Genomic DNA, 25,811 nt, shown 5'->3' with positions numbered 1-25,811 from the left:
CACGTTAGTCCGTGACCGCTGCGTGCCTCGGCCGTCCGAGCGGCACCACCAGCGGCGTGTGCGTCACGGGGTCATCGATAATCCGGCAGGTCATGCCGAACACTTCTTCCACCAAGGATTCGGTGATTACGTCAACCGGAGGACCTTCGGCCACCACCACGCCGTCCTTCATGGCAATGATGTGGTCCGCGTATCGGCTGGCGTGGTTGAGATCGTGCAGCACCGCAACCAACGTGTGGCCCTTGTCCAGGTTGAGCTCGCGGAAGAGTTCCAGCAACTCGATCTGGTGGGCGATGTCCAAGAAGGTGGTGGGCTCGTCCAGGAGCATCAGCGGTGTTTGCTGGGCCAGGACCATGGCCACCCACACGCGCTGCCGCTGGCCGCCGGACAGTTCATCCACCAGCCGCCCGGACAAGGCCGAGACGCCCGTGGCCTCCATAGCCTCCACCACTGCGGACTCGTCCTCCACGCTCCACTGCCGCAGGAGTTTCTGGTGCGGGTACCGGCCCCGCGCCACGAGGTCCGCCACGGTGATGCCGTCGGGGGCGATGGAGGCTTGGGGCAGGAGTCCCAGGCGCCGGGCGAGTTCCTTTGCCGGCAGGGATGTGACGGACTTCCCGTCCAGCAGCACCTGTCCACTGCGTGGCTTGATGAGCCGGGCCAGGGCGCGGAGCAGCGTGGACTTGCCGCAGGCGTTGGGCCCAACGATCACCGTGAACTTACCCTCGGGGATGCGTACATTGAGGTTCTCGGAGATGATGCGTTGCTCGTAGCCGATGGTCAGCGCTTCAGCGTGGAGCTGCGGGGCAACAGTAGTCAGGCTCATGATTTCCTTGCTTCCCTGGCCAGCAGCCAGACGAGGTAGATGCCGCCGATGCACACCGTCACAACACCAACGGGCAACTGGATCGGAGCGAACAGCCTTTGCGCGGCGAGGTCGCTGGAAACCAGCAGGAAGGCGCCCATCACTGAGGAGGGAACCAGGCTGATGCCGGCGCTACGGGTCAGGCGGCGGGCGAGTTGCGGCGCGGCAAGGGCCACAAACGCGATGGGCCCGGCCACCGCAGTCACGGCCGCCGTCAGCGCGACGCCCAGAATCAGCAGCAGCAAACGGGTGGGTTCCGCCCGGACGCCCAAGGCGCGTGCGGCGTCGTCGCCCATTTCCAGAAGCTGCATCCGACGCGCCACTGCCAGCGTGGCCACGCCAACCACAACCACCACGACGGCGGCAGGCGCCGCTTGCTCCCACGTGATGCCGTTGAGGGACCCGGCACCCCAGACGGCTGCCGCCAGGGCGGCCTCAAGCTCGGCCTGCAGGATCAGCCAGTGGTTCAAGGCGGCGAGCATCGCACTGATGCCGATGCCTACAATGATGAGCCGGAAGCCCTGGGAGCCGCGGCGGTAAGCCAGTAAGTAAACGGCCAGAGCGGTGAGGATGCCACCCACCAGGGCGCCGGCTGCGATGCCGAGGTAGCCGCCGCCAACGGTCAGCATCACGATCAGTGCACCGGTGTAGGCGCCCGTGTTGAACCCGATGATGTCAGGGCTGCCCAGCGGGTTGCGGGTCATGGACTGGAAAATTCCGCCGCTCATTCCCAAGGCCGCGCCGAGCACCAGCGCCGCAAGTACACGGGGGAGACGCCACTCCATAACGACGGTTTGCGCGAGCCCCGGGGCATCGCCGGTGAAGGCCTGGAGGACCTCCGGCACGGAGACGTCGTAGTCGCCGGTGGCCAGCGAGACCACGGCAACGGCAAGCGCGGCCAGAACAAGCGGGATGCAGACGAGGATGCTGCGGACATCCAACCGGGTGCTCAGCGAACGGTTGCGGAGCACCGCAACAGGCCGGCCGAAGTCGATGCGGGTCCCAGGTTCCAAGCGGGCGGGTTCCAGGCGACTCATAGCCCGCTCACTTTCCGACGGCGGGCCAGCGCAATGAGCACCGGCGCGCCAATGAACGCCGTCACCACGCCTACCTGCAGCTCACCGGGCGCGGCAACCCTGCCAACGACGTCGGAGACCAACAGCAGGATGGGGGACAGGACCACGGTGGTGGCCAGGATCCAACGCTGGTCCGGGCCTACGATCCACCGGGCCACATGCGGAATCATGAGCCCCACGAATCCGATGGCACCGGCCCCGGCGGTGGCTGCGCCGCTGAGGAGTGTGATGGCGATAATTCCCAGGATGCGTGTGCGGTTGACGTTGGCGCCGAGGGAGGTGGCCAGGTCATCACCCAGTGCCACGGCGTTGAGTCCACGGACGCAGAACAAGGCCACCAGGAGCCCCACACCCATGAACGGTGCCACGGTCAGGACGGACTCCATGCTGCGGGTGTCCAGCGAGCCGATGCTCCACGAGCGCAGGTGGTCGAAGGCCTTGGGGTTCAAGAGGGTGAGCCCGGAGCCGATCCCGGTGAGGACCGCGCCCAAAGCAACGCCCGCCAGCGTCAGCCGGATGGGATTCACCACGTTCCTGCCGGAGGTCCCGATCAGGTACACGGCCGCGGTGGTGAGGATGGCGCCCGCGAACGCAAACCAGATGTAGCCGCTCAGCGAACCAATGCCAAAGACGCCAATCGCCAGCACGATCGCGAAAGATGCGCCGGCGTTGACGCCCAGGATGCCCGGATCGGCCAGCGGGTTCCGCGTGATGGCCTGGATGAGCGCGCCGGCCACGCCCAGGGCAACGCCGACGGCGATCCCCATCAAGGTGCGGGGCAAGCGGCTTTCAAGAATGATCGCGTGATCGGCGGTGTCCTGCGGGTTGGTGAATGCTTCCAGGACGGCGGAGGCAGGGATGAATTTGGCTCCCACGCCGAGACTGAGGATCGCAGCGCCCAGGAGGACTGCCGCCGCAAGTACCAGGAAAGCGATCCGCCAGCGGGATTTATTGACGACGCCGGAACTGGCCACTGCGCTTGCAGCTGATCGGGCGGGAGCGGCTACTTGGGACATAGCGCCGTCAGGTGGGACACAGCAGGGGACCATTCCGGAGAGGTGGGCATTCGTGGGGGCGATTCCGTGACTGTTGTCACAACGTCACAGAAGTGTGCCTTAATTAGGTTAGCCTTACCCAGTGAAAAATGACGATTTTGAAGTACCGTCGCGCACGGCTTCCCCCTTGCGCCGGACTGCAGTACGCAAACTTGCCATGAAGGTGGCCGGTGCCGCCGTCGTGGTGGGCCTCCTTGCGGGCTGCGGCACCAGCGGCGGCTCCGGCTCCACCGCAGGCAACGCCGATGTTGCCACGGGCGGATCCAAGTTCACCACCGCGGACCAGGAAACGGCCAAGCTCGGCACGGACGCAGCTCCCGGCGTCTTCCCTCGCACCCTCAAGCACGCCAACGGCGAGACCACCCTGGAGAAGAAGCCCACCCGCGTGGTGGTGCTCGACACCGGCGAGCTGGACGACGTCGTGAGCCTCGGCATCACGCCGGTAGGCATGGCCACCACCGAAGGTGCCAACCCTGTTCCCTCGTATTTGGCTGACAAAGTCAAGGATGTGGCTTCGATTGGAACCATCCAGGATCTCAATCTTGAAGCCATCGCAGCGCTGAAGCCGGACCTCATCCTTGGCAGCCAGCTCCGCGCCGACAAGCTGTACAAGCAGTTGTCCACCATCGCTCCCACGGTGTTCAGCATCCGCCCCGGGTTCCCGTGGAAGGAGAACTTCCTCCTGGTGGGCAAGACCTTGGGCGAGGAAGACAAGGCCGTGAAGGCCCTGAACGACTACCAGGCCGAAGCTGACGCCCTCAAGGCGGACGTCAAGGGCGATCCCAAGATCTCGCTGGTCCGCTTCCTGCCTGGCAAGATCCGCCTGTACGCGAACAAGTCGCTGATCGGCGTCATCCTCAAGGACGCTGGCTTGGCCCGTCCGGAGAACCAGAACATCGATGAACTCGCAGCTGAGATCTCGGCCGAGAACATCGAGCAGGGCGACGCCGACTGGATCTTCTACAGCAGTTACGGCGATCCCGCAGCCACCGGCGAAAAGTCGGTTGTTGAAGGCGCCGTCTGGCCCAAGCTTGGTGCAGTCAAAGCCGGCCAGGCCAAGGCCGTCAGCGACGACGTCTGGTTCCTCGGCCTCGGCCCCACAGGTGCGCAGCTGATCCTGAAGGACCTCCGCAGCATGCTGGTCGGCTAACAGCCTCAACCCCACTACAAGCAGCCCCAACGACGACGGCGGCCCTCACCAGAAGGTGAGGGCCGCCGTCGTAAGCGCAGGGGTAATCAGGCCTTGCGGGGGATACCCGTGCGGGCCATGGCCTCGGCGTAGGCGCCGTGGATGGCGTCCAGGTATTCCTGCTGGCGGACCGGGGTTCCGGCGAAGGAGCGGCCACCGAGCGAGCGGACCTTGAAGGTCTTGAAGCCGCGGCGGGCGATGCTGGCCGGAGCAGCCTTCATGAGCTGATCGGCAAGGCGGTGTGCCTCGTTGCCGTGTGCCACCAGGGCCGAGGTGCGCGGCAGGAGCTGGAGGAGACGCAGCAAGGGCTTGAGGCCCTCGGTGATGTTGGCCGGCGTGAGCTTGCCCGGTTCCTCGGTGGGTTCGATCCACGGGTACGCGTTCCACGGCATCATGAGCTCGGGACGGAGGCCCAGCTGCCACTGCATGCCGAGCATGCGGGTAGCGGCTTCGTCGTCGCCCGGGGTGATGAAACCCTCGCCGGTGTTGGTGCGCTGATTGGAGAAAAGGCTGACGATGCGGCAGTCATCCATGCTGTGGGCGGGGTCGATGTAGAGGACCTCGCTGCCCGGCTTCTGCTCCTTGATGGAGTCGCACAGCTCGTTGACCTCGGCAATGTGCGGTTCGTAGCGGCGGTTCCAGAGGATTTCTTCGGGTGATTCAGTCGCCAGTTCTTGCATCAGGGGTTAGGTCTCCTAGGTGTTACAGCGCACCGTTCCAAGGGGCCGCGGGCATGCCGCAGCCGAAACCTCAAAGGGTGCTGTTGGGGGCTAACTAACCTTACCGGACTATGGGGGTGAACGGGTGCTGCGTCGGCGCGCCCCCGAATGCGACGCGGCGTGTTGCCCGGGAAACGTGGCGGGGGTCTCGACGGCGGCCGGCTGAAGCTCGACGACGGTCCGCAGCGTGGGGCATGATGCGGCGTATGGAGAAACAAGAATCGTCCGCTGCCGCCATCTCCGCCTTCGTGGATCTGGGGGCCGATTTGGCGCAAGCCGGCGTGGTGATGGGGAAGATGTTCGGGGCGAGCTCGCTCATGCTGAACAAGAAGGCGCTGGCTTGTCTGAACGGCGACAAAGTGGTGTTCAAACTCGGCCGGGACACCCCGGAGCACGCCCGGGCACTTGCCCTTCCGGATGCTGTGTTGTTTGATCCGTCGGGCTTGAAGCGCCCCTTCAAGGACTGGGTGGAAGTGCCCTTCTCCTCGCATGCGGACTGGCCAGCGTTCGCCGAGGCCGCATTGCAGTTTGTGGCCGGTGAGTGATTAACCCTTAAGTGCAGGTCTGCGTCTCTGCCCGCGACCCGAGGAGATGATGGGTGGGAAGGGAGTCATTTGGCGTCCCCTCACGCGAACCAACATCCATCTCGGGGGAGAAAATGGTTGCAAACAATGAAGCTTCACCGGAAACACCCCAGCGTCAAGGCAAAGCACCCAAGGTCCGGGCCATTCTGGCGGGCGGCCTGGTTCTGGGCGTAGGTGCAGCCATCACCCTGGCAGCCTGGAACGATTCCGAATTTGCGCAGGGAACCTTCACGGCAGGCGCGTTCAACCTTGAGGGCAGCACCGACGGCACCACGTTCGGAGAAAACCCCGTCACTGCTCCGGCAACGTTGGGCTTCACCGCCACTCCGTCCAACCTTTCACCCGGCGACGTCGTCACGGCCCCTTTCGCCGTCAGGCTGGACGACGCGTCCACCAACGACGCCACGGTGACCGTCTCCACTGAAGCATCCACGGGCGCCCTGACCGGCCTCACCTACTCACTCACGCAGTCGACGGCTTTTGGATGCGGCGAAGCAGTCACGGCCACTTTGGTGGCGGCCGGGCAAGAGCTGGGCACGACGCCGGGCAGTGTCACCTTTGCGTTGACGCAAGGAGCTGGCGCCGATCCTGGCGCTCCAGTAAACCTTTGCTTCCGGATCACGGCGGACGATGACCTCGTCCAATCCCAAACCGGGAGCACCACCTGGGAATTCGCCGCGCAATCGCAGTGATCCATGGGTCGACGACAAGCCAAGACCAAGCCCGGCGCAGCCTTCCTCCGCGCCCGTGCGATCCTCGCAGGGGCGTTGGTGCTGGGACTCGGCAGCTCCGTGACCCTGGCGTCGTGGACTGACAGCGACTTTGCAGCGGGATCCTTTGGTGCCAGCGTCTTCCAGACCGAATCGAACGTCACCAAACCCTACGACGTTCAAGGTGCGTGGAGCACCAATGATGTGGCCCCCGGCGGCACGCTGGTGTTCAACGCTGCCGCGATGAGCCCCGGTACGGTGGCCTACGCCCCGTTCGCCATCAGGACCAAGGCAACCTCAGTAGCCGGCGAAGTGGTTCTGGGAGTTCCAGTAGTAACCAGCAGCGGCACCGGAAATGCAGACCTTGGCGCGGCACTCCGGTACCGCGTGGTCCGCTCGGCCACCTGCCAGGCGTCGTCCTTCACAGGATCGCCCACCTGGGTGGTGGGCAGCGACGGTGCCAAGCCGTTCACCTCAGGCCAGGCGGCCGGCGTCGTCAATCCACTGGCAGCGGCCACGGCTACGCTGCCGGGGTCGCCCACGCAATTCTGCTTCGAGGTGACACTTCCGGCGGGGGCAAACACCGCGCTGCAGGGCCAAACGGCCACAGCGACCTGGCAGTTCACTGCCACCTCCAGCTCATGAGCCGCCCATTCCGCGGCCGGCTGCGGGAAATCCTGTTGAACATCGCTGCCGCTGGGGGTGCGGTGTGCATCCTTGCCGTGGTCTGTGCGCTCCTGTTCAACATCACCCTGATCATGTTCAAGACCGGGTCCATGTCACCCACCATTCCAGCTGGGTCACTGGCCGTGGTCCGTGAGATTCCTGCGGATGAAATCAAGGTTGGCGATGTTGTGACTGTGGACAGGCCCGGAAAGCTGCCCATCACGCACCGTGTCCAAACAGTGGTTCCAGCCGAAGGGCAGGCCCGGACCATCACCATGAAAGGCGATGCCAACTCCGACGCTGATCCTGCGCCCTACGTGGTGGAGCGGGTCCGCCTGGTCCTCTGGTCCGTGCCCGGACTCGCGCAACCGCTGGCAGCAGCCGCCAATCCAGTGGTCCTGGGTGCCACCACGGTGGCTGTGTCCGGACTGGTGACGTGGGTGCTGTGGCCCCGGCACACGCGACGACGCAGGAGTGGGCAGCATGCCGCGGCGTAGCTGGTTCTTGCTGGCGGCCTTCGCGGTGGTCCTGCCGTTGGGAGCAGCTCCGGCGGTAGCTGCTGACGGGGAACCATCCGGCTGGTTGGAGCTCGACGCCGGTCCAGCCGGCGAGGTACATCGGCTCACCCCCGGTGGGAGTGCGGATTGGGCAGTGGACGTCACTGTCCACGGTGAGCCCGCCAGTTCCCTGGAGGTGGGGCTGCGGCCAGAGCCGGCGGCCTCGGAGGTGCTCCGGGACTTCCTGAGCGTGGAACTCCGGGCGTGCTCCCAACCGTGGAATGGCGGTTCCTGCCCCGGCGGTCAACGCACATTGATGGATCCCACTGCCCTGGCCAGCGCGGAAGGCGTGCGGGTGGACCTGCTGGAGCCCGGCACCTCGTCGGCCACGACTGCGCATGTGTTACTGACCGCCACCTTGGCCGTGGATGCGCCCCGCGAAGTGCAAGGCAGCCGCACGCAGATCGTGGTGGGTGTCCATGGCTCCGGTGACGGTGCCGGCGGAGCAGGAAACGGCGGCGGAGGGGATGACGGGGACGGCGGGGCCGGCCCAGGTGGCAACGCTGGAAGCGGGGCATTCCCCGGGAACCCCACAGGGCCGTCGTCGGGCCTTCTGGCCGATACCGGTGCCCGTCTGGGCGGCTTCGCGCTCCTCGGCCTCCTGGCGGTCGCGGCCGGGTTCGGAATGGCGCGGCTGCGGAGTGGTGCCAGATGAGGTTGCTGCGTCGGAAGCGTGCGGCCCTGATGGTTGCGCTGCCGCTCGCCCTGGTGTTCCCGGCGTCGAATCCGCCGGCAGTGACGGAAGCATCGTGGGAGCGCGGTGAGTATTCTTCGGGGAGTTTTGGCACGATCACCATCCCACCGCCCACGTTGAACGGGGCATGCACCTATAACCCGGGCATCATCGGTCTGGGCGCTTACGTGAGGATCTTTTGGAAGCCTCCCGCGGGCTACACCCTGGCCAACTCAGAGATGCAGGCGTCCACCAGTGGTTTGGGATCCTTGCTTGCTCCGCTGACCGGCTTCTCCATCACGTCCAACACCACAGGCTCGGCCGCTGCCGGCTACGTTACCGATGTTCCGGTCAACCTCCTTGGCGGCCTGTTGGGTCTCGGCACTGAACTCCAGCTGGCCATCGTGATCAAGGACCCGGTCAACCTATGGATCTCCAAGCCGGCCTCCGTGGCGACGAACGCGGGTCTCATCGCCGGTTTGGGTGGCAACTGCCGGAACCTGCCTGCCGCGTAGTTCCCTGCTGTGCTGGTTTCGCAGGAGAAAACTTCATCAGGCCGTCTCTCAACACACCTTGACACCAGAGAAAGCGGTGCCATCGGCTAAACTTGGCTGGTAAGAGCCCCGAACTCTTGCGTACGCCCGCCCCTGTGGCAGGCTGCACCGGTATCGTCGGGGCATTCTCATGTACGGCGCACAGGTCCCAGCTATCCCGCTGGGGTCAGCCCGAAAGAATGGGGGAGGATCCCATGCCCGCTATCGTGATCGTCGGAGCCCAGTGGGGCGACGAAGGCAAAGGCAAAGCAACCGATCTGCTCGGTGGCCGCGTTGACTACGTGGTCAAGCCCAACGGCGGCAACAACGCCGGGCACACCGTGGTTGTTGGCGGTGAGAAGTATGAGCTGAAGCTCCTTCCCGCGGGCATCCTGAGCCCCAACGCAATTCCCATTATTGGCAACGGCTGCGTGGTAAACCTCGAGGCACTGTTCCAGGAAATCGATGGCCTTGAAGCCCGCGGCGCGGACACTTCCCGCCTGCGCGTCTCGGCCAACGCCCACCTGGTTGCCCCGTACCACCAGGTTCTGGACAAGGTCACCGAACGCTTCCTCGGCAGCCGCGCCATCGGCACCACGGGCCGCGGCATCGGGCCGGCGTACATGGACAAGGTGGCCCGCTTGGGTATCCGCGTCCAGGACGTCTTTGATGAGTCCATCCTCCGCCAGAAGGTGGAAGGCTCGCTGCGCCAGAAGAACGAACTCCTGGTCAAGGTGTACAACCGCCGCGACATTATTGCGGATGAGATCGTGGAGTACTTCCTGTCCTTCGCCGAGCGCCTGCGGCCGCTGGTCATCGACAGCACCCTGGAGCTCAACAACGCGCTGGATGAGGGCAAGGTTGTGCTCATGGAAGGCGGCCAGGCAACCTTCCTGGACGTCGACCACGGCACCTACCCGTTCGTCACCTCGTCCAACCCGACGGCCGGCGGCGCTTCGGTTGGCTCGGGCATCGGACCCACCCGCATCTCCCGCTCCATCGGCATCATCAAGGCCTACACCACCCGTGTTGGCGCTGGCCCGTTCCCCACGGAACTGTTCGACGACATGGGCGTTTACCTGCAGAAGACCGGTGGCGAGTTCGGTGTGAACACCGGCCGTCCGCGTCGCTGCGGTTGGTACGACGCCGTCCTGGCCCGCCACGCTTCCCGCGTCAACGGCTTCACGGACTACTTCGTCACCAAGCTGGACGTCCTCACAGGCATTGAGCAGATCCCCGTGTGCGTGGCGTACGACGTTGACGGCGTCCGCCACGACGAAATGCCCATGACGCAGACCGAGTTCCACCACGCGGTGCCGATCTTCGAGTACTTCGACGGCTGGACCGAGGACATCACCACGGCCCGCACCTTGGAAGACCTCCCCGAGAATGCGCGCAACTACGTGCTGGCGCTGGAAAAGCTCTCCGGCACGCGCTTCTCGGCCATCGGCGTCGGCCCGGACCGCGATCAGACCATCGTCGTCCACGACCTGATCAACGACTAGCCTTTGTTGGCGCCGCGACTGCGGCGGACTGAATTTACGACGACGGCGGGTCGCCCTGGTTCCTCACGGAACCGTAGGCGGCCCGCCGTTGTTGTTCCACTTAGCCGGATTTCCGGCCAATCTGTAGCCTGATGTTTGGCCGATGTGAGCCCTCATGTCACTCGGCGCAGTCGATCGCATCCTCGATGCGGGACTAATTCACCAACGGGCGCGGTTACGCCATGTGGAACGAAACCGGTGATGACGACGGGACCTGAGGCATGACGACAGCAACTGAAGAAGGAGTCGGGTTCCGCTCCCGGCGCGGGCCGATTCTGATTGCCCTGATGCTAGCGACGGGCCTGGTGGCGATCGACGCCACCATTGTTGCCACGGCCGTGCCATCGATCGTGGAGGACATTGGCGGTTTCGCCTCCTTCCCTTGGTTGTTTTCCGCCTACCTGTTGGCGCAGGCCGTCTCGGTTCCCGTTTATGCCAAGCTCTCCGACGTCCTGGGCCGTAAGCCCGTGATCCTCCTCGGCATCGGCCTCTTCCTGCTTGGATCGATCCTCTGCGGAGTGGCGTGGAGCATGCCGGCACTCATCGCCTTCCGGGTACTCCAAGGACTTGGCGCCGGAGCCGTCCAACCGGTGGCAATCACCATTGCGGGTGACATTTATACGCTTGCAGAGCGGGCGAAAGTACAGGGTTACCTGGCCAGTGTGTGGGCTGTTTCTTCGGTGGTGGGACCAACTTTGGGAGGCCTCTTCGCATCGCTGGGAATCTGGCGGTGGATCTTCCTCATCAACATCCCGCTCTGTCTCCTGGCCGCGTGGATGCTCCTCCGTGCGTTCCACGAGAACATTGAACGCACCAAGCACCGCATCGACTACCTGGGTGCGACTCTGCTGACCATTTCCTTGAGTCTGCTTATTCTCGGAGCCCTGGAGGGTGGCCAGGCATGGGCCTGGAACTCGGCCATCAGCATCACGGTCTTCGCAGTGGGCGCGTTGTTGTTCGGTGTGTTCTTGCTGGTGGAGAGGAAGGCCGCGGAGCCTGTCCTGCCGCCTTGGGTGGTTTCCCGCAGGCTGCTGGCGACGACGGCCATGATCGCTTTCGGGGTGGGCGCAGTGATGCTGGGGCTCACCAGCTACGTGCCGACGTTCCTGGAGGGAGCCCTGAACACATCCCCGCTCCTTGCTGGGCTCGCTTTGGCGGCCTTGACGCTGGGCTGGCCCATCAGTGCATCACAGGCCGGCCGGTTCTACCTCCGGATCGGCTTCCGCAGAACAGCAATCATCGGCATCCTGATCACCGTCATCGGCACCGCCGTGTTGGCTCTGACTGCGTCGTCGCCCAGTGTTCTCCTGGTGGCCATGGCGTGCTTCATCGTGGGTCTCGGACTGGGACTGGTAGCGACTCCGAGCCTCATTGCCGCCCAGACGAGTGTGGAATGGAACGAGCGCGGCGTCGTCACCGGTACCAACCTGTTTGCCCGCTCCATCGGCAGTGCCATTGGCGTGGCGGTATTCGGGGCGGTGGCCAACGCCATTTATGCGAATGGCCCCGGCGGCGGACCCGATCAGGGCACCACCGTGGCGGCGTCCACGGCCGTTTTCCTGGCGGTTCTTGTGAGTGCTGTCCTGACCGTTGCGGCGGTGCTGGCGATGCCGGCGGAGGGCAAGCGCAGCAGCCCCGAACCGGCCAGGAAGCCCAGCTCGGAACCTGCTAACGACTAGTCTCGAACGCATGGAAGAACTGATCACCGGCACCCTGGAGAAGTTGTTTGAAGGAACAGTCTGGGCGGAGGGACCCCTCTGGGTTCCGGAGTCGCAGACGGTTCGCTGGAGCGACATCCCCAACAACAGGATCCTCGAGTTCAACCCCGCCACCGGCCAGACGCGGGAGTATGCCACCGCCGTCGAGTTCACCAACGGGCGGACCCTCGACCGCGACGGGAGCGTGGTGCAGTGCAGCCACGGCCGCAGGCGCGTTGAACGGGATCACGACGGCGTGGTGACGGCAATCGTGGACTCGTTCGGTGGCCGGCGGCTCAACTCGCCCAACGACGTTGTGGTTGCTGGCGATGGCACCATCTGGTTTACGGATCCGCCGTATGGAATCCTGCCGGGGACAACTGAGGGGTACGAGGGCGATCAGGAATATGGCGGCTGCTTCGTGTTTCGCTTCGACCCCGTGGGCGAAGTTCTGACACCGGTGGTTACTGACCTGATTCATCCCAACGGCTTGGCGTTTTCTCCGGATGAGTCGCTTCTCTACGTGGCGGATACGGCGGGTCCGGGCCTGGGATCCCCGTTCCGGATCGCCGTCTATCCGGTAGAGGGCGGCATGTGTGGGGAAGGCAGGACCTTCGTTGAACTCGAAGACGACGCAGTTTCGGACGGATTCCGCGTGGATGTGGAGGGGCGCGTGTGGACCTCCGCGGGGTCGGCCGTGCGCGTCTACTCTGCCGACGGTGAGCTGCTGACCGCCGTCGACGTTCCGGAACGAGTCTCCAATCTCTGCTTCGGCGGCCCGGATGGCAGGGACCTTTACATCACTGCCACTACCAGCCTGTATCGACTGCGGACGTCGACGCAGGACACAGCCGCCAGGCCATAGAACACAGCCGCCATTCGACAGCCGGACCTGGCGAGGAGCATAATAGTTAGCGGAGCTAATTAGCATTGCTAACTATTACCCCCCAGGAGGCGCCTCGCAGTGACGGCAAAAGACGCAGTGACGGCAACCAACGCAGCATTCAACACCACGGACCACGAACCCCAAGCCATCCGGGCGGATGCCCTGGCCATCGATCTTCGAACAGCCGTGATGCGCACATCGCGCAGGCTGCGTATCGAAGCAACGGGCGATGTCATTACCCCCGGCCAGTACACGGTGCTGGCCCACCTTAACGCCGGTTCGCAAACACTCAGGGAGCTGGCGGAACGTGAGCACGTCCAGGCCCCCTCCATGACCCGCATAGTGAACGCCTTGACGGAGCAAGGGTTCGCCAACCGGCAGGCGCATCCCGGAGACGGGCGCCAGGTCCGGATCAGCATCACAGCAGCAGGCCAGGAAGTCCTGGCTGAAGCACGCAGCCAACGGACTGCCTGGTTGGCCCAGCGCGTTGCAGGACTCAGCGAGGAGGACCGACTGACGCTCAGCCGCGCCGCGCACATCATGCAGGAAATGAGCGCCAAATGAGTGCCATGTTCCGTGCGTTGGAGAACCCCAACTACCGGCTCTGGGCGGGCGGTGCACTGGTCTCCAACATTGGCACCTGGATGCAGCGGGTAGCCCAGGACTGGCTGGTCCTGACGGTCCTCACCAACCACTCGGGTACGGCCGTTGGCATCACCACGTCACTTCAATTCCTTCCCATGCTGCTGCTGGGCCCCTACGCGGGTGTGCTGGCCGATCGCTACCGAAAGCGCGTGATTCTGCTGTGGACCCAGACCGCCATGGGGATCTGCGGACTGTTGGTTGGCCTCCTGGTGGTGACCGGTGTGGCGCAGCTGTGGCACGTCTACCTCGCGGCTCTTGCACTCGGAATTGCAGCAGCGATCGACGGTCCGGCACGGCAGGCATTCGTCTCCGAACTGGTGGGACCGGACAAAGTCTCCAATGCCGTGGCCCTCAACTCCGCTTCCTTCAACAGTGCCCGGCTCACCGGGCCGGCCATTGCTGGCGTACTTATTGCGTGGATCGGTACGGGGCCGGTGTTTCTCCTGAACGCTGCGAGCTTTGCAGCCGTGATCATTTCCCTCTTCCGGGTGAAGATCTCCCAGCTTGAGCCGGCCACTCCCGTGGTGCGCGGCAAACACCAGGTAGCGGAGGGCCTGCGTTACGTGCGCCAGCGCCCGGACCTGGTCCTCATCCTGGTCATGGTGGGAATGCTCGGAGCCTTTGGCATGAACTTCCCTGTCACCAACTCGCTGATGTCCACCGCCGAGTTTGGCATGGGGCCCGAAGAGTTCGGTCTTCTGGGCTCCATCATGGCGGTGGGCACGCTTGCCGGCGCCCTGCTTGCTGCCCGCCGTTCGGGGCCAAGGCTCCGCTTCATGCTGGGCGGCGCGCTGAGCCTGGGCGCGTTTACCCTCCTCGCCAGCATCTCGCCAACGTTCTGGATCTATGCCGCCGTTCTTATCCCGGTGGGCCTTGCCTCGATCACGTTCCTGAACAGCTGCAACACCACCATCCAGCTATCCGTTGAACCTCAGTTCCGGGGCCGGGTGCTGGCGTTGTACCTGGCCATCCTGCAGGGCGGCACGGCTATTGGTGCTCCGCTCATGGGCTGGATCGGCACGGAGTTCGGCGCCCGATGGGCCGTGGCCGTCGGAGGCGCAGTGGTCCTTGCCACCGGCGTCGCATCGGTGATCCTGGTCAGCCGGCGCAGCCAGCGCACCCTCCGCGAGCAAGTGCGCAGAGCGTGGCACCGAAGGCGGGCAACGCAAGCGTCCTGAGGACCCTTTAAACGCGAGCGGACGACGGCGGAAACCTCCCGCCGTCGTCCGCTTTTGCGTGCGCCGCAGCGGCACGTAAGATTCTCTGGTCATCCACCATCCCGCACAGCAAAAGCATGACGGGGCTGCCTTGAAAGGACACCATGGAATTGCTGTGGGAAATCGCTGGCTGGACGGGAGCGGCCCTGATTCTCAGTGCCTATCTGGCGGTCTCCATGGGCTGGCTTAAAGCAGGAAGACGCTTCCAGATTGCCAATCTGATTGGCGCCTGCACCTTCATCGCCAACGGGGCGCTGCATGAGGCCTGGCCTTCGGTGGTCACCAACATTGCATGGTTCCTGATCTCAGCCGTCGCACTCCTGCGGATGCGTGCGTCGGAGCAGTCCCCCGCGGTGATGGCCGAAGAGCCGCAGGTCCAGTTCCCTGGCGTTCCGGACACCACCGGGCAAATAGCCGTCGTCGAGGCCGTAGCCGCGGTTGTTCACGGTGACGTGGAAGCGCGCACGGCGGCGTGTCAGGCCAGTCTCAGGGAAACGCATGTGGCAGGGCCGGTTCGCGTCTAGCGGGTTTCCAGGTCCTCCAGCGATTTGCCTTTGGTGTCGGACGACAGGAGGGTGGCTACTGCCGAGACGAGGCAGATGCCGAGCGTCGTCAGGCCGATGACCAGGGGGATGTTCGCTGAACCCGGCGGGGCGATTGCGGTGAACAGGCTGGGGAAGAACGAGGCGATCATGAGGCCGATGTTCTGGGAGACCGCGAAACCAGTCACCCGCATGCGCATGGGGAATTGCTCCTGGAAGAACGTGGCAAAGGTGGCGTTCCACATCTGGAAGAGGATGCCCTGCACGATCACGACGCAGACGAACACCAGGGGCAGGCTCCGCTGTTCGATGGCCCACAAGTACCCGATGGTCAGCAATCCGCCGGCGATCCCGCCGGCCACCATGAGCGCGCGCCTTCCGATCCGATCGGACAAAGCGCCGAAAACCGGGATGGTCACCACGGCGGCCACGTTGGCGGCCATGGTTACCCAGAGGAATTCGCTGCTCGAGAAGCCGATCCCGTAGCCCTTCTGCGTGGCGAAAGATACGCCGAAAATGAGCGTGGCCATGCCGATGACATTGGTGAAGGTCATCACGACGCAGCGGACCAGGACCCACGGGTGGGTGCGCAGGAGGTCTACCAGCGGGAAGCGGCGTTTGGTGCCGGCGACGTCGGACTGGGCCAGGTACGCGGGCGGTTCCTGCACTCGCCTGCGGATGACGTAGCCGGCAATAATCACCACGGCGCTGAGCAGGAACGGCAACCGCCATCCCCACGAGTGGAACTGCTCATCCGGAAGGAGTGCCGCCAGCGGAATCAGGACGGCTGTTGCGAGGATAGAGCCCACCTGCGTGCCCTGCAGGCTGAAACTCGCGAAGAAGCCGCGCTTGGCGTCGGGGGAGTGCTCCACGATCATGGCGCTGGCACCACCGAGTTCGCCTGCGACGGCGAAACCCTGGATCAAGCGAAGGATCACCAGGAGGACGGGAGCAAGCAGCCCCACTTGGCCGTAGGTGGGCAGGAGCCCCACGGCGAAGGTAGCGAAGCCCATGAGGAGCATCGCGAAGACGAGCACCTTTTTGCGCCCGTGCCGGTCACCGTAGGCGCCCAGGACCACGGCGCCGAGCGGGCGGGAAACGTACCCGACGGCGTACGTGGCCAGCGACGCGATGATGCCAACAGTGGCGTTCTCGGTGGGGAAGAAGATGGTGGGGAAGAGGAGTGTTGCGGCCAGCGAGTACAAGGCGAAGTCGTAGTATTCCAGCGCGCTGCCGATCCAGCCGCTCATGGCGGCTTTCCTCGGGTCCTTGTGGCCGGTCGCTTCGTCCTGGGTGGAGGGAACATCCCTCCCGTGCATCACGGTCATTGCGGCTGAACTCCTATGTCGTCGTTGGCAAGGAACAAGTGCTCTTCCCATCCAAGACTGAACAAAGTGATGCTCATTCAGCGTGAGGAAGGTTACATCTTGAATCGATTCATAAAGCATAGGACGTGACCCGCGCTACGTCAACGCGCGAACGACGGAAGGCTGCGGCTAAGGCGTAGACGCCACACGGCCTCTGGCCTCGCTCTGGTCCGAGCTCTATATTTCTCGGTACAGCTCCCTACACCGGATTGAGGGCCACCATGGCTGAAGGGCGGGCACCATCCCCGGAACATCACAAGCGCTCCCGCCGACGCACCATCTTCCGGAGGGTTCTCCTGGCCGCGCTCATCGTTGTGGGAATCGGGGTGGCGCCGGGAGCCGCACGTTTGATCGACTTCGGTGTCCGCGTCGGGGAGGGCGCTGCCGTTCAACCCGCGGTAGCTCCGTTCTACATCGCACCGACCCCCGCTCCGGGCCCGGCTGCTCCCGGGACGATCCTCCGTCAGGAAGTGGTGGTGGGCGCACCGGAAGGAGCCACCGCCTGGCGCATCCTGTATCACTCCACCGACGTCAACGGCTCGGACACCCTGGTGTCGGGACTCGTCATCGCCCCCAGCGCTCCTGCCGCCGACGGTACCCGCACCGTGGTGTCGTGGGCGCATCCCACCACGGGAACGGCCCCGAGGTGCGCTCCCTCCAGCGGAATAGCGCCGTTCGTCTTCATTGAGGGCCTGTCTGATCTCCTTGCCGCAGGCCACGTGGTGGTGGCCACCGACTATGCCGGGATGGGCATCGCCGGTCCGCCGTCGTTCCTCATCGGTGCCACGGAAGCCGCCAACGTCCTGGACATTGCCCGCGCAGCCCGGCTGATTGAGGGAGCCGGCGCCAGCGACCGCGTGGTGCTGTGGGGTCACTCCCAGGGCGGGCACGCCTCGCTCTTCGCCGCCCAGCGGGCAGCAAGCTACGCCCCGGAATTGACCATCGCCGGGGTTGCGGTGGCCGCCCCCGCCACCAACCTGGGTGCCCTCCTCAGCGCAGACATCGGGGACGTTTCAGGAGTCACCATCGGTGCTTACGCCTTTACCTCGTACGCCGAGGCCTACGCGTCACGATTGCCGGGTAATCCACTCGCCTCCGTCCTCACGGCGGCCGGCGCTGCGGCTGCTCCCAGGATGGCGGAGCTCTGTCTCCTTGGCCAGAACAGCGAGCTGCACACCATGGCGAATCCCCTGATCGGGGCATTCGTCACGGGTGATCCCACCACGAAACCCGGCTGGAGCCAACTCTTGGCGGAGAACACTCCGGCCCAGGTTCCCGTGCCCGTCCCGCTCTTTGTAGCCCAGGGCGCAAAGGACACCCTGGTCCGGCCGGAAATTACCGCCGCGTACGTCGCGGCCCAGACGCAAGGCGGGACCGCCGTCGAATCCCATGTCCTGCCTGACGCCACCCATGCGACAGTGGCGCTGGAGGCCATGCCGTACCTGATGAAGTGGATGGGCGCTCTGCTGTAGCGGGTTGACCGTGGAAGACTGGACCCATGTCTCCCCGTCCCATGAAACCGCGCCCCCAGTCCGACGCCGTTGAAAGTGGCGGCCCCAAACCCGCGGCCAACGGACGCCGCCACCTCGCCATGAGGCTCGACGACGCGTGGCTGGGTTTCCAGACCCGCCTGGCCATCCGGCGTGGCCGGGTGGAGACCGTGATTCCTTACACCGGCTACGGCTCCACCTCCTGGGTCCGGGTCCTGGCGCGCGTGGTCCGCAGCGATCCCCGCGACGCCGCAGGCCACGCCAAACCGCTGCAGGAAAGCATGCGCGGTTGGCGCAACTTCACCAGTGCCCCCGTGGCGCATGCAGCCGTGAAGGTGACCATTGCCGGCGTCGTTCATGATGTGGTTGCCGACCGCGGAGGCGTGGTGGACGTTCGGGTCCCAGTGGCCCTCGACGCCGGGTGGCACACCATCACCCTGCAGTCAGGGGAGTCCTCCGTGGTGGAAGCTCCGGTGGAGGTCGTGGCGGACGACGCGGACTTCGGCGTGGTGTCCGATATTGACGACACCGTCATGGTGACGGCCCTGCCGCGTCCTTTCCTCGCCGCCTGGAACACCTTTGTGCTCAATGAGCACGCAAGGACGCCGACGCCGGGCATGGCCGTGCTGTACGAGCGGATCGCCCGGACAGCACCCTCTGCCCCCGTGCTGTACCTGTCCACCGGCGCCTGGAACGTAGCCCCAACCCTGTCGCGTTTCCTGTCCCGCAATCTGTACCCCGCCGGTCCCAAGCTGCTCACTGATTGGGGCCCCACTCCCGACCGCTGGTTCAGGAGCGGCCAGGAACACAAGAGGAAATCGCTGGAACGCCTCGCGGAGGAGTTCCCCCACATCAAGTGGCTGCTGGTGGGCGACGACGGGCAACACGACGAAGCCATCTACTCCGAATTTGCCCAGCGCCACCCGGAAAACGTCAGGGCCATCGCCATCCGCCAACTCTCCGCCGGAGAAGCCGTGCTCGCAGGTGGACGGTCCAAGACCGGGGGCCAGCCCACCCCCGGCGTGCCTTGGATCTACGCTCCGGACGGTGCCGGGATGTCGGCCCGGCTCGAGGAACTGGGCATCATCCGGTGACGTCGATGAACACCGGGTTGGCGTAGAACCAGGTGTCCGCCCATGGGCTGTAGCAGCTAGAACAGCGGTATCTGGACTTCCTTGATCCATTCGCCCCGGCGGTAGTCGCGGGCCTTAATCACAACGCAGTCGTTGTAGACCTCCACTTGCAGTCCGCTGGCTTCACGGCCGTCGAGGGCGCGCTCGCCGCCCGCGCCGTTGTCCTCCCAAAGCGTCTGAACAGCACCGGTATTGATGACCTGGAAGCCCTGGAGGTTGCCGGTGCCGGGAACTGTCCGGCGCACTTCCCAGTCAGCCAGCTGAAGTGCCCAATGCGTGTGGGCGGTGAAGACGAAGACGTTCTTGTACTTGCCAAGAATGCCCAGCAGCCGGTCAACCTGCAGGTAATCCTTCTTGTAGAGGTTGTTGCGGGTTCCGGAAACGGTGTCCGGGAACGGGTGGTGGGTGAAGACCATGACGGGCTGGCCTTTGCGGTCCCAGTAGGCCAGCCGCTGCTCAAACCAGCTGAGCTGTTCCTCGCTGAGCCACACCTCGTCCCAGAGTGTTGTGTCGTGGTAATGCATGTACTTTTCAGTGCCCAGGATCAGGCCGGGAACGCCGCCGAGGTCGATTTCGGTGTACACCTTGTCCCGGCCCGTGAACGTGAAGAAGCTCTGGAAGAGGGACGCTTCGGTGGTGCCATTGGGCCAGGTGGCTTGGGCAAGCGTGGCGGGGTTGGAGTACTTGGGAACATAGAACTCGTGGTTGCCGATTGCCCAATGGACGTTGGCAGCATGAGTATTGGCGTCCAGTACTTTGCGCACGGCCTGGTACTCAAAGTCGTATCCCCGCGGGGTGATGTCTCCATTCACCACCAAACCGGCGCTTCGCTTGCTGGGGTTGGTCTTTTCGATGTCCTTGAGCGCCAGGTCAAAGTCGCCCAAATCTCCCTGGATATCGCTGATAACGGTGAAAACTGTCGCCTTTCCGGAGGGACGGTTGCTGCCGTGCCCGTTCCCGGTGGCCTGTGCCGGAGATGCGACGGCGGCGGTGGCGCCGATTGTGGCCAGTCCTGCGAGGGATGCCGCGATTGCAGAGCGGCGACTGGGGGAAGACATGATGGAACCTTTCACTCAAAGGGGTGTGATGACCCTCAGAATGTAGGGACGCCTGATGAATGACGGGCAAATGGACCATGGACAACTTGTCATGACAGGTTGTCCGTTTGGTGATGGGGGTGGCTACCTGCGGCACCTGGTGGCCGGGATTCTGGCACCCGAGTTGTATAGCCAGGGATGCTGACCCTCTCCGCGGGCGTGGACATATGTCTACTCAGCTACTCATTTTTCGCTCAATGTAGTGCCAGCTGCTGTCGGTCCTTTCCCTACGGTGGGGACAGATGCTTCGCACATCGATCCGCCGTCAGAAAAGAGAATGCAGTGACTGAAATCAACCAGCTTCAGGTGGTCCCGCACTGGATCGGAGGCGCTGAGTCGCCGTCGGCCGGGGATCGGACGGCCCCCGTCTTCGATCCCGCCTTGGGCAGGGAAACAAAACTTGTGAATCTCGGGAACGCCGAGGATATCGAGTCGGCCATCGCCTCCGCGCACAAGGCGTTCCCCGCCTGGCGCGATATGTCCATCACCAAGCGCCAGCAGATCATCTTCCGCTTCCGGGAGCTGCTGAACCAGCGCAAAGGCGAACTGGCAGAGATCATCACCTCGGAGCACGGCAAGGTAGTCTCCGATGCCCTCGGTGAAATCACCAGAGGCCAGGAGGTCGTGGAACTGGCCACAGGCTTCCCGCACCTCATCAAGGGCGAGCATTCAGAGAACGTCTCCACCGGCGTCGACGTTTACTCCACCAAGGCGCCGCTGGGCGTCGTGGGCATCATCAGCCCGTTCAACTTCCCCGCCATGGTGCCTCTGTGGTTCCTGCCGATCGCCATCGCCGCCGGCAACACTGTTGTCCTGAAGCCGAGCGAAAAGGACCCGACGGCGGCCAACTGGCTCGCTGCACTCTTCACCGAGGCTGGACTTCCGGACGGCGTCTTCAACGTCCTGCACGGCGATAAAGAAGCAGTGGACGGGCTCCTGGAGCACCCGGACGTGAAGGCGATTTCGTTCGTCGGCTCCACACCGATCGCCCAGTACATCTACGAGACCGCGGCCCGCAAGGGCAAGCGCGTCCAGGCCCTGGGTGGGGCGAAGAACCACATGCTGGTCCTGCCCGACGCCGACCTCGAACTGACCGCCGACGCCGCCATCAACGCCGGTTTCGGTTCCGCAGGTGAGCGCTGCATGGCCATCAGCGTGGTGGTTGCCGTCGAGCCGGTTGCCGATGCGCTGATCGAGAAGATCACCGCCCGCATGTCCACGCTGAAGATCGGCGATGGCCGCCGCAATTGCGATATGGGCCCGTTGGTCACCCGGCAGCACCGAGACAAAGTGGCCTCGTACATCGACGTCGCCATCGAAGACGGCGCCAACGTTGTGGTGGATGGCCGCGGCATCGAAGTGGACGGCGACCAGAACGGCTTCTGGCTCGGCCCCACACTGATCGACGACGTCCCGGTTACCTCCCGCGTCTACACCGAGGAGATCTTCGGCCCAGTCCTGGCCGTGGTCCGCGTGAAGAGCTACGAAGAGGGACTGCACCTGATCAACTCCGGCGCCTTCGGCAACGGGACAGCGATCTTCACGAACGACGGCGGCGCTGCCCGTCGCTTCCAGGCCGAGGTTGAAGTGGGGATGGTGGGCATCAACGTGCCAATCCCTGTGCCGGTGGCCTACTACTCATTCGGCGGTTTCAAGGACTCCATCTTCGGCAGTTCCAAGGCCTACGGGATGCAGGGCTTCCAGTTCTTCACCCGCGAGAAAGCCATCACCTCACGCTGGCTCGACCCCAGCCACGGCGGCATCAACCTGGGGTTCCCCCAGAACTAACGATAGGTGAGAGAGCGTCGGTAGTTTGGCGCCGATAGGTGAGAGAGCGTCGGATCTACCGGACGCTCTCTCACCTTTCGTCGGGTTCCACCGGACGCTCTCTCACCTTTCGTCGGTTTTTGGCTAACGCTTTTCCAAAAACTCGACGGCGGCGAACAGTTCCAGCCGGTCGCGCAGACTGTCCAGGTTGAGGCCCAGGACGGTGCCGGCGGCGTCGATCCTGTTGCGGAGCGTGTGCCGGTGGATCCCCAGCTCTTTGGCCGTGCGGTCCCAAACACAGTTGTTTGCCAGCCAGGCGGTCACTGTCGGTAGAAGCTGTGTCTGCTCCGATTCGTCGTGCTTTGCCAGTGGTTCGATCAGCCGCGTTGCCACGGAGCCGGCTTCGTCGCGGCGCAGCAAGCCCAACATGCCGCCTTCCGAAATCTCGTCGAAGGCCACGAAGGCGCGGGATAACTCCACGGCCCGCTGAAGGGAGCGTTCCCCTTCCTTCAGCCCCTGGGCCAGATTGGCGAAGGTGGTGGTGCCGGAGGCCCCCGCTGTGGCCCCGTACCTCGCCAAGAGCTGGGTCACTTTGTCCTGAAGGGTGGCGCCCGCCAGGATCACCACATTCTGGTTCCGTTGGGCATAGAAGACCGCTCCGCGGTGATCGTCTGACAACAATTCAAGGGCTTCGAGCAGGTTCTGTCCCTGTCCCGGTTGATGAGCCACCGTCACTACCAGGGGCTCTGCCGGCAGCCTTCCCCAGACCTGGCGGGCGGTTCGTTCCGCGACGTCGATGCCTCCAGCCAGCAATTGCTCGAAGACGCCTGCCCGAAGGTGGCGGCGGGCGGTATCCAGGGTGCGTGTTTGCTCGAGCGCCAGGCTGGCCAACGCGATAACGCTGTTGATGATGTCTGTGCGGGCCGGATCCAAGGGCTCAATCGCCCCGAGAACAAGGACACCCCGCAGGTAGTGCCGCCGCCCCAGCGTTTGCAAGGTGACCTGTTCGCCGTCGACCGTCAACTGGGTTACCGACCGCGAACCCTGACCCAGCGCCTTGGTGACCGCCTCCTGCACGCCAGGCATCAACGCCGAGGGTATGGGGCGGTTGTTGGGCATCAGGATGTGGTTTCCGGCGGCGTCGAACAACGCCACCCACCCATGCAGCTGGCGTTCCAGTTCGGCCAGAATCGATCGGAGCCCGTCGGGCCTGAGCGCGGCCCTGGCGATGGCCCGTTGTGCTTGGAGGGACCACTCGGACCGCGCGTGCTGTTCCTTGGCGAGCCAATCCGCTACGAAGCGGATGATCGCAATGAAGGGAGTCCGGTCGGGCACTTCCAGCAGGGGCAGGCCATGGTGGCTGCACGCGTCCTTCAAGCCCTGCGGCAGGACACCATGGATTACCTGGGTGGCAAAACCCAGCCCGCTGATCCCGTGGTTGACGAGCCGCTGCACGTAGTCGCTGTACTGGGAATCCGTGGAGTCGCTGACGGAAAACTGCGTGCCGTCCGTCAGCAGCAGTTGCCCGGGGTCCAGGAAGGGCGTGGGGTCATCCAAATCAGAGCTATGCACCCAGGAGACGGGGGCTTGCAGAGTGGGATCCGCCGCTCCGGGCTCAACCAACCTCAGGTTGAGCGAACTGTTGTGCAGGATCGCGCTAATGGTGGGCGGCATGGTCAGGGGCTCCTTGGAAAAACGTAGTTCCACACCCGGCTAACTATACAAATGTCGAGAGGTGTTCGTGGGCGGTGAATCCCATGATGGAGGAAAGCCCCACCCTTTCGAGAGGACCCTCCAATGTCTCCCACCCGGACCGCCACGGCTGCTTCCAGCGCCGACGTCGCCTCGCTGGACACCGCCAGTGTTTTCCACTCATGGTCAGCCCAGAAAGCATTGAAACCTTTGGCGATTGCCGGTGGATCCGGCAGCACAGTGTGGGATCACGATGGCAGGACGTACCTTGACTTTTCCAGCCAGTTGGTCAACACCAACATTGGCCACCAGCACCCCCGCCTCATCGAAGCCATCAAGCAGCAGTTGGATACCCTCACCACAGTGGCTCCTGCGCACGCCAACCTGACCAGGGCAACGGCAGCGGAAAAGATCCTGTCCCACGCTCCGTCCACCATGGACAAGGTGTTCTTCACCAACGGTGGTGCGGACGCCAACGAGAATGCCATTCGCATGGCCCGGCTCCACACCGGTCGGGACAAAATCATCTCCCGCTACCGCTCGTATCACGGCAACACTGGCGCCGCGATCGTGGCCACGGGAGACTGGCGCCGTATCCCCAACGAGTACTCCCGGGGACACGTCCATGTCTTCGGGCCGTACCTTTACCGCTCCGAGTTCTGGGCGGAGACCCCGCAGCAGGAAGCCGAGCGCGCGTTGCAGCACCTGCGCCGGACCATCGAACTCGAAGGGCCTCAATCCGTTGCCGGGGTTCTCTTGGAGACGGTCCCAGGTACGGCCGGGATTCTGTTGCCGCCGCCGGGCTACCTGGAAGGAGTCCGCGAACTTTGCGATCAGCATGGAATCGTGCTCATCCTGGACGAAGTCATGGCTGGCTTTGGACGCACCGGGGACTGGTTCGCCCTGGATGCCTTCAATGTCCGCCCGGACCTCATTACCTTCGCCAAAGGCGTCAACTCCGGCTACGTTCCCGTGGGCGGTGTCATCATTTCGGAAGAGATCTCCCGGACTTTCGATGACCGCGTCTTCCCCGGCGGCCTGACCTACTCCGGGCATCCCTTGGCTGCAGCCTCCATCGTTGCCTCCATCGAAGCCTTCGAGGAAGAGAACATCGTTGAGAACGCCGCACGCATCGGTGCCGACCACCTTGAGCCAGGCTTGAATGCCCTCGGCGCCAAGCACAACGCCATCGGTGAAGTCCGCGGACGTGGCGTTTTCTGGGCCCTCGAACTGGTGGAAGACCGCGAAACCCGCGCGCCCGTCACTGCCGCGTTCATGGGCAAGCTCAAGGCGGAACTGCTCCACCGCGGACTGTTGCCCTTCATCGCCGACAACCGCGTGCACGTGGTTCCTCCCGCCGTCGTGACCCCCGAAGAAGTACGCCAGGCCCTGGCGATTTACGACGACGCCCTGGCCGCCGTCCGCTGACGTCAGCAGCTGAGCGTGCCTTTGAGGACTTTGCCGGTCCAGGTGTTGGAGGTGCCGGGAACCTTGTAGTAGCCGCGGATTTCGTAGCTCCAGGTGCCGATGACCTCGTAGCCGGACGTGTACGTCTTGCCGGCAGCCTTGCTGAGGTCGCCGGTGAATTCCAGATTGCCGGAGCGGTCGAAGATTTTGATGTCGTGGTAGTTGGCGTTGGCCACGGTGCTGAAGGAATTGACGGTGACCGTGGCGCGGATGCCGAACGAGCAGGCCATGGACACGTTGGCGGCGGCAGGGGCCGCGAGGCTCGCGGCAGTGAACTGCGGGGTGGCGCGTTCGGTGTCAGTAAATGCGGCCAACGCTGCGGTGGGTGCTGCGATGAGGCCAAGAAGCACGACGGCGGCGATCACCAGGGCGCGAAGGAAACTGTTCCGCGTGGTCATGATGATCGCCCTCCTTTACTGCCTTGGTTCCTGGTGTGGTTCTTTGAAGATGTGCCGCCGGGGCTGATCGGGCTGGGGTAGTGAATCCGATCAGACCCGGCGAAGTTTGGGTGGTGTTTATTTGGTGGTTTCGGTGCGTTGGGTGCCGGTGAAGGAGAACCCGATGGTGGAGGTGGCGCCTTGGAAGGTGTCTCCGGCGGTGGTGGGGAAGGTGGTGGTGACTTTGAGGTTGTCGGTTTTGG

25 protein-coding genes are annotated in these 25,811 nt (G+C 64.3%); 17 read left to right on the top strand and 8 right to left on the bottom strand.

The annotated features are described in order from the left end of the window. Nucleotides 1–4 precede the first annotated feature (4 nt). Genes BMY91_RS22095 through BMY91_RS22085 form a run of 3 tightly spaced genes read right to left on the bottom strand, consistent with a single transcriptional unit; the run spans nt 5 to nt 2,957 of the window. On the bottom strand, nt 5–826 hold the full coding sequence (locus tag BMY91_RS22095; RefSeq protein ID WP_090826070.1) for an ABC transporter ATP-binding protein: 822 nt from the start codon (nt 824–826) through the stop codon (nt 5–7). Beyond that, nucleotides 823–1,902 (bottom strand): iron-enterobactin ABC transporter permease, encoded by a 1,080-nt coding sequence (gene fepG / locus BMY91_RS22090; RefSeq protein WP_090826067.1) that lies wholly within the window; start codon nt 1,900–1,902, stop codon nt 823–825. The genes BMY91_RS22095 and fepG overlap by 4 nt, the downstream gene beginning before the upstream one ends. Further along, on the bottom strand, nt 1,899–2,957 hold the full coding sequence (locus BMY91_RS22085) for an iron chelate uptake ABC transporter family permease subunit (RefSeq protein WP_256212874.1): 1,059 nt from the start codon (nt 2,955–2,957) through the stop codon (nt 1,899–1,901). The genes fepG and BMY91_RS22085 overlap by 4 nt, the downstream gene beginning before the upstream one ends. A 196-nt stretch (nt 2,958–3,153) precedes the next feature. On the opposite strand from BMY91_RS22085, the gene BMY91_RS22080 reads away from it, so the two are divergent. Beyond that, nucleotides 3,154–4,146: an ABC transporter substrate-binding protein gene (locus tag BMY91_RS22080; RefSeq protein WP_090826224.1), complete on the top strand. Its 993-nt coding sequence runs from the start codon at nt 3,154–3,156 to the stop codon at nt 4,144–4,146. An 86-nt stretch (nt 4,147–4,232) separates the two neighbouring features. Here the strand turns inward: BMY91_RS22080 and BMY91_RS22075 are convergent, their stop codons facing one another. Continuing rightward, nucleotides 4,233–4,865: a uracil-DNA glycosylase family protein gene (locus tag BMY91_RS22075; RefSeq protein WP_090826059.1), complete on the bottom strand. Its 633-nt coding sequence runs from the start codon at nt 4,863–4,865 to the stop codon at nt 4,233–4,235. A gap of 245 nt (nt 4,866–5,110) precedes the next feature. On the opposite strand from BMY91_RS22075, the gene BMY91_RS22070 reads away from it, so the two are divergent. The 12 genes from BMY91_RS22070 to BMY91_RS22015 all read left to right on the top strand — a co-directional run bounded on the left by BMY91_RS22070 (nt 5,111) and on the right by BMY91_RS22015 (nt 15,140). After that, a complete protein-coding gene (locus BMY91_RS22070) occupies nt 5,111–5,449 on the top strand; it encodes a hypothetical protein (RefSeq protein ID WP_090826056.1) in 339 nt (112 codons plus the stop codon). Between the two features lie 113 nt (nt 5,450–5,562). Then, nucleotides 5,563–6,180, top strand: a complete 618-nt coding sequence (locus tag BMY91_RS22065) for a SipW-dependent-type signal peptide-containing protein (protein WP_090826053.1) — start codon at nt 5,563–5,565, stop codon at nt 6,178–6,180. Between the two features lie 3 nt (nt 6,181–6,183). Then, nucleotides 6,184–6,843: a SipW-dependent-type signal peptide-containing protein gene (locus BMY91_RS22060; RefSeq protein ID WP_090826051.1), complete on the top strand. Its 660-nt coding sequence runs from the start codon at nt 6,184–6,186 to the stop codon at nt 6,841–6,843. After that, nucleotides 6,840–7,361 (top strand): signal peptidase I, encoded by a 522-nt coding sequence (locus tag BMY91_RS22055; RefSeq protein ID WP_090826049.1) that lies wholly within the window; start codon nt 6,840–6,842, stop codon nt 7,359–7,361. The genes BMY91_RS22060 and BMY91_RS22055 overlap by 4 nt, the downstream gene beginning before the upstream one ends. Continuing rightward, the gene (locus BMY91_RS22050) at nt 7,348–8,076 is read left to right on the top strand and encodes a hypothetical protein (RefSeq protein ID WP_090826047.1); all 729 of its coding nucleotides are present in this window, start codon (nt 7,348–7,350) and stop codon (nt 8,074–8,076) included. Before BMY91_RS22055 ends, BMY91_RS22050 begins: the two co-directional genes overlap by 14 nt. Further along, nucleotides 8,073–8,609 carry a hypothetical protein gene (locus BMY91_RS22045; protein WP_090826045.1) on the top strand — a complete coding sequence of 179 codons (537 nt, stop codon included), beginning with the start codon at nt 8,073–8,075 and terminating at the stop codon, nt 8,607–8,609. Before BMY91_RS22050 ends, BMY91_RS22045 begins: the two co-directional genes overlap by 4 nt. Nucleotides 8,610–8,842: 233 nt before the next feature. After that, nucleotides 8,843–10,132 carry an adenylosuccinate synthase gene (locus BMY91_RS22040; RefSeq protein ID WP_090826043.1) on the top strand — a complete coding sequence of 430 codons (1,290 nt, stop codon included), beginning with the start codon at nt 8,843–8,845 and terminating at the stop codon, nt 10,130–10,132. A gap of 260 nt (nt 10,133–10,392) precedes the next feature. Beyond that, nucleotides 10,393–11,850 carry an MFS transporter gene (locus tag BMY91_RS22035; RefSeq protein ID WP_090826041.1) on the top strand — a complete coding sequence of 486 codons (1,458 nt, stop codon included), beginning with the start codon at nt 10,393–10,395 and terminating at the stop codon, nt 11,848–11,850. 10 nt (nt 11,851–11,860) lie between these two features. Then, nucleotides 11,861–12,733, top strand: a complete 873-nt coding sequence (locus BMY91_RS22030) for an SMP-30/gluconolactonase/LRE family protein (RefSeq protein ID WP_090826039.1) — start codon at nt 11,861–11,863, stop codon at nt 12,731–12,733. 210 nt (nt 12,734–12,943) lie between these two features. Next, nucleotides 12,944–13,318 (top strand): MarR family transcriptional regulator, encoded by a 375-nt coding sequence (locus BMY91_RS22025; protein WP_090826221.1) that lies wholly within the window; start codon nt 12,944–12,946, stop codon nt 13,316–13,318. Then, nucleotides 13,315–14,577, top strand: coding sequence for an MFS transporter (locus tag BMY91_RS22020; protein ID WP_090826037.1), 1,263 nt, complete (start codon nt 13,315–13,317; stop codon nt 14,575–14,577). Before BMY91_RS22025 ends, BMY91_RS22020 begins: the two co-directional genes overlap by 4 nt. Nucleotides 14,578–14,720: 143 nt before the next feature. Further along, the gene (locus BMY91_RS22015; RefSeq protein ID WP_090826035.1) at nt 14,721–15,140 is read left to right on the top strand and encodes a CBU_0592 family membrane protein; all 420 of its coding nucleotides are present in this window, start codon (nt 14,721–14,723) and stop codon (nt 15,138–15,140) included. Here the strand turns inward: BMY91_RS22015 and BMY91_RS22010 are convergent. After that, nucleotides 15,137–16,486, bottom strand: coding sequence for an MFS transporter (locus tag BMY91_RS22010; protein ID WP_090826033.1), 1,350 nt, complete (start codon nt 16,484–16,486; stop codon nt 15,137–15,139). The two genes, BMY91_RS22015 and BMY91_RS22010, sit on opposite strands and share 4 nt — an antisense overlap. A 260-nt stretch (nt 16,487–16,746) precedes the next feature. On the opposite strand from BMY91_RS22010, the gene BMY91_RS22005 reads away from it, so the two are divergent. Continuing rightward, complete coding sequence (locus BMY91_RS22005) at nt 16,747–17,997, top strand: alpha/beta fold hydrolase (RefSeq protein ID WP_090826022.1); 1,251 nt, start codon at nt 16,747–16,749, stop codon at nt 17,995–17,997. 26 nt (nt 17,998–18,023) lie between these two features. Beyond that, entirely contained in the window at nt 18,024–19,109 is a 1,086-nt protein-coding gene (locus tag BMY91_RS22000; RefSeq protein ID WP_090826020.1) for an App1 family protein, read from the top strand. 56 nt (nt 19,110–19,165) lie between these two features. On the opposite strand, the gene BMY91_RS21995 is transcribed toward BMY91_RS22000, so the two are convergent. Continuing rightward, entirely contained in the window at nt 19,166–20,206 is a 1,041-nt protein-coding gene (locus tag BMY91_RS21995; RefSeq protein WP_090826219.1) for a metallophosphoesterase family protein, read from the bottom strand. Between the two features lie 321 nt (nt 20,207–20,527). Here BMY91_RS21995 and BMY91_RS21990 point away from each other — a divergent pair, with 321 nt between their 5' ends. Then, nucleotides 20,528–22,033, top strand: coding sequence for a CoA-acylating methylmalonate-semialdehyde dehydrogenase (locus tag BMY91_RS21990; protein ID WP_090826018.1), 1,506 nt, complete (start codon nt 20,528–20,530; stop codon nt 22,031–22,033). A 123-nt stretch (nt 22,034–22,156) separates the two neighbouring features. Here BMY91_RS21990 and BMY91_RS21985 read toward each other — a convergent pair whose 3' ends face one another. Then, nucleotides 22,157–23,686, bottom strand: a complete 1,530-nt coding sequence (locus BMY91_RS21985; protein WP_090826017.1) for a PucR family transcriptional regulator — start codon at nt 23,684–23,686, stop codon at nt 22,157–22,159. A 123-nt stretch (nt 23,687–23,809) separates the two neighbouring features. On the opposite strand from BMY91_RS21985, the gene BMY91_RS21980 reads away from it, so the two are divergent. Beyond that, the gene (locus BMY91_RS21980; protein ID WP_090826014.1) at nt 23,810–25,132 is read left to right on the top strand and encodes an aspartate aminotransferase family protein; all 1,323 of its coding nucleotides are present in this window, start codon (nt 23,810–23,812) and stop codon (nt 25,130–25,132) included. Nucleotides 25,133–25,134: 2 nt separating this feature from the next. On the opposite strand, the gene BMY91_RS21975 is transcribed toward BMY91_RS21980, so the two are convergent. Then, entirely contained in the window at nt 25,135–25,569 is a 435-nt protein-coding gene (locus BMY91_RS21975) for a SipW-dependent-type signal peptide-containing protein (protein WP_090826011.1), read from the bottom strand. Nucleotides 25,570–25,811: the final 242 nt, after the last annotated feature.

This window comes from Arthrobacter sp. yr096 (genome assembly GCF_900108925.1).
In the GTDB taxonomy this organism is placed as follows: Bacteria; Actinomycetota; Actinomycetes; order Actinomycetales; family Micrococcaceae; genus Arthrobacter.
This window is presented reverse-complemented; position numbering and strand designations above follow the sequence as displayed.

What these genes read in the sequence shown, in the direction of transcription:
- BMY91_RS22000 (WP_090826020.1), top strand. Translation starts at nt 18,024, where the DNA reads ATGTCTCCCCGTCCCATGAAACCGCGCCCCCAGTCCGACGCCGTTGAA.
- BMY91_RS21995 (WP_090826219.1), bottom strand. Translation starts at nt 20,206, where the DNA reads ATGTCTTCCCCCAGTCGCCGCTCTGCAATCGCGGCATCCCTCGCAGGA.
- BMY91_RS21985 (WP_090826017.1), bottom strand. Translation starts at nt 23,686, where the DNA reads ATGCCGCCCACCATTAGCGCGATCCTGCACAACAGTTCGCTCAACCTG.
- BMY91_RS22060 (WP_090826051.1), top strand. Translation starts at nt 6,184, where the DNA reads ATGGGTCGACGACAAGCCAAGACCAAGCCCGGCGCAGCCTTCCTCCGC.
- BMY91_RS22045 (WP_090826045.1), top strand. Translation starts at nt 8,073, where the DNA reads ATGAGGTTGCTGCGTCGGAAGCGTGCGGCCCTGATGGTTGCGCTGCCG.
- BMY91_RS22050 (WP_090826047.1), top strand. Translation starts at nt 7,348, where the DNA reads ATGCCGCGGCGTAGCTGGTTCTTGCTGGCGGCCTTCGCGGTGGTCCTG.
- BMY91_RS21980 (WP_090826014.1), top strand. Translation starts at nt 23,810, where the DNA reads ATGTCTCCCACCCGGACCGCCACGGCTGCTTCCAGCGCCGACGTCGCC.
- BMY91_RS22070 (WP_090826056.1), top strand. Translation starts at nt 5,111, where the DNA reads ATGGAGAAACAAGAATCGTCCGCTGCCGCCATCTCCGCCTTCGTGGAT.
- BMY91_RS22030 (WP_090826039.1), top strand. Translation starts at nt 11,861, where the DNA reads ATGGAAGAACTGATCACCGGCACCCTGGAGAAGTTGTTTGAAGGAACA.
- BMY91_RS22020 (WP_090826037.1), top strand. Translation starts at nt 13,315, where the DNA reads ATGAGTGCCATGTTCCGTGCGTTGGAGAACCCCAACTACCGGCTCTGG.
- BMY91_RS22095 (WP_090826070.1), bottom strand. Translation starts at nt 826, where the DNA reads ATGAGCCTGACTACTGTTGCCCCGCAGCTCCACGCTGAAGCGCTGACC.
- BMY91_RS21975 (WP_090826011.1), bottom strand. Translation starts at nt 25,569, where the DNA reads ATGACCACGCGGAACAGTTTCCTTCGCGCCCTGGTGATCGCCGCCGTC.
- BMY91_RS22005 (WP_090826022.1), top strand. Translation starts at nt 16,747, where the DNA reads ATGGCTGAAGGGCGGGCACCATCCCCGGAACATCACAAGCGCTCCCGC.
- BMY91_RS22025 (WP_090826221.1), top strand. Translation starts at nt 12,944, where the DNA reads ATGCGCACATCGCGCAGGCTGCGTATCGAAGCAACGGGCGATGTCATT.
- BMY91_RS22075 (WP_090826059.1), bottom strand. Translation starts at nt 4,865, where the DNA reads ATGCAAGAACTGGCGACTGAATCACCCGAAGAAATCCTCTGGAACCGC.
- BMY91_RS22040 (WP_090826043.1), top strand. Translation starts at nt 8,843, where the DNA reads ATGCCCGCTATCGTGATCGTCGGAGCCCAGTGGGGCGACGAAGGCAAA.
- BMY91_RS22015 (WP_090826035.1), top strand. Translation starts at nt 14,721, where the DNA reads ATGGAATTGCTGTGGGAAATCGCTGGCTGGACGGGAGCGGCCCTGATT.
- BMY91_RS22035 (WP_090826041.1), top strand. Translation starts at nt 10,393, where the DNA reads ATGACGACAGCAACTGAAGAAGGAGTCGGGTTCCGCTCCCGGCGCGGG.
- fepG (WP_090826067.1), bottom strand. Translation starts at nt 1,902, where the DNA reads ATGAGTCGCCTGGAACCCGCCCGCTTGGAACCTGGGACCCGCATCGAC.
- BMY91_RS22085 (WP_256212874.1), bottom strand. Translation starts at nt 2,957, where the DNA reads ATGTCCCAAGTAGCCGCTCCCGCCCGATCAGCTGCAAGCGCAGTGGCC.
- BMY91_RS22080 (WP_090826224.1), top strand. Translation starts at nt 3,154, where the DNA reads ATGAAGGTGGCCGGTGCCGCCGTCGTGGTGGGCCTCCTTGCGGGCTGC.
- BMY91_RS22010 (WP_090826033.1), bottom strand. Translation starts at nt 16,486, where the DNA reads ATGACCGTGATGCACGGGAGGGATGTTCCCTCCACCCAGGACGAAGCG.
- BMY91_RS22055 (WP_090826049.1), top strand. Translation starts at nt 6,840, where the DNA reads ATGAGCCGCCCATTCCGCGGCCGGCTGCGGGAAATCCTGTTGAACATC.
- BMY91_RS22065 (WP_090826053.1), top strand. Translation starts at nt 5,563, where the DNA reads ATGGTTGCAAACAATGAAGCTTCACCGGAAACACCCCAGCGTCAAGGC.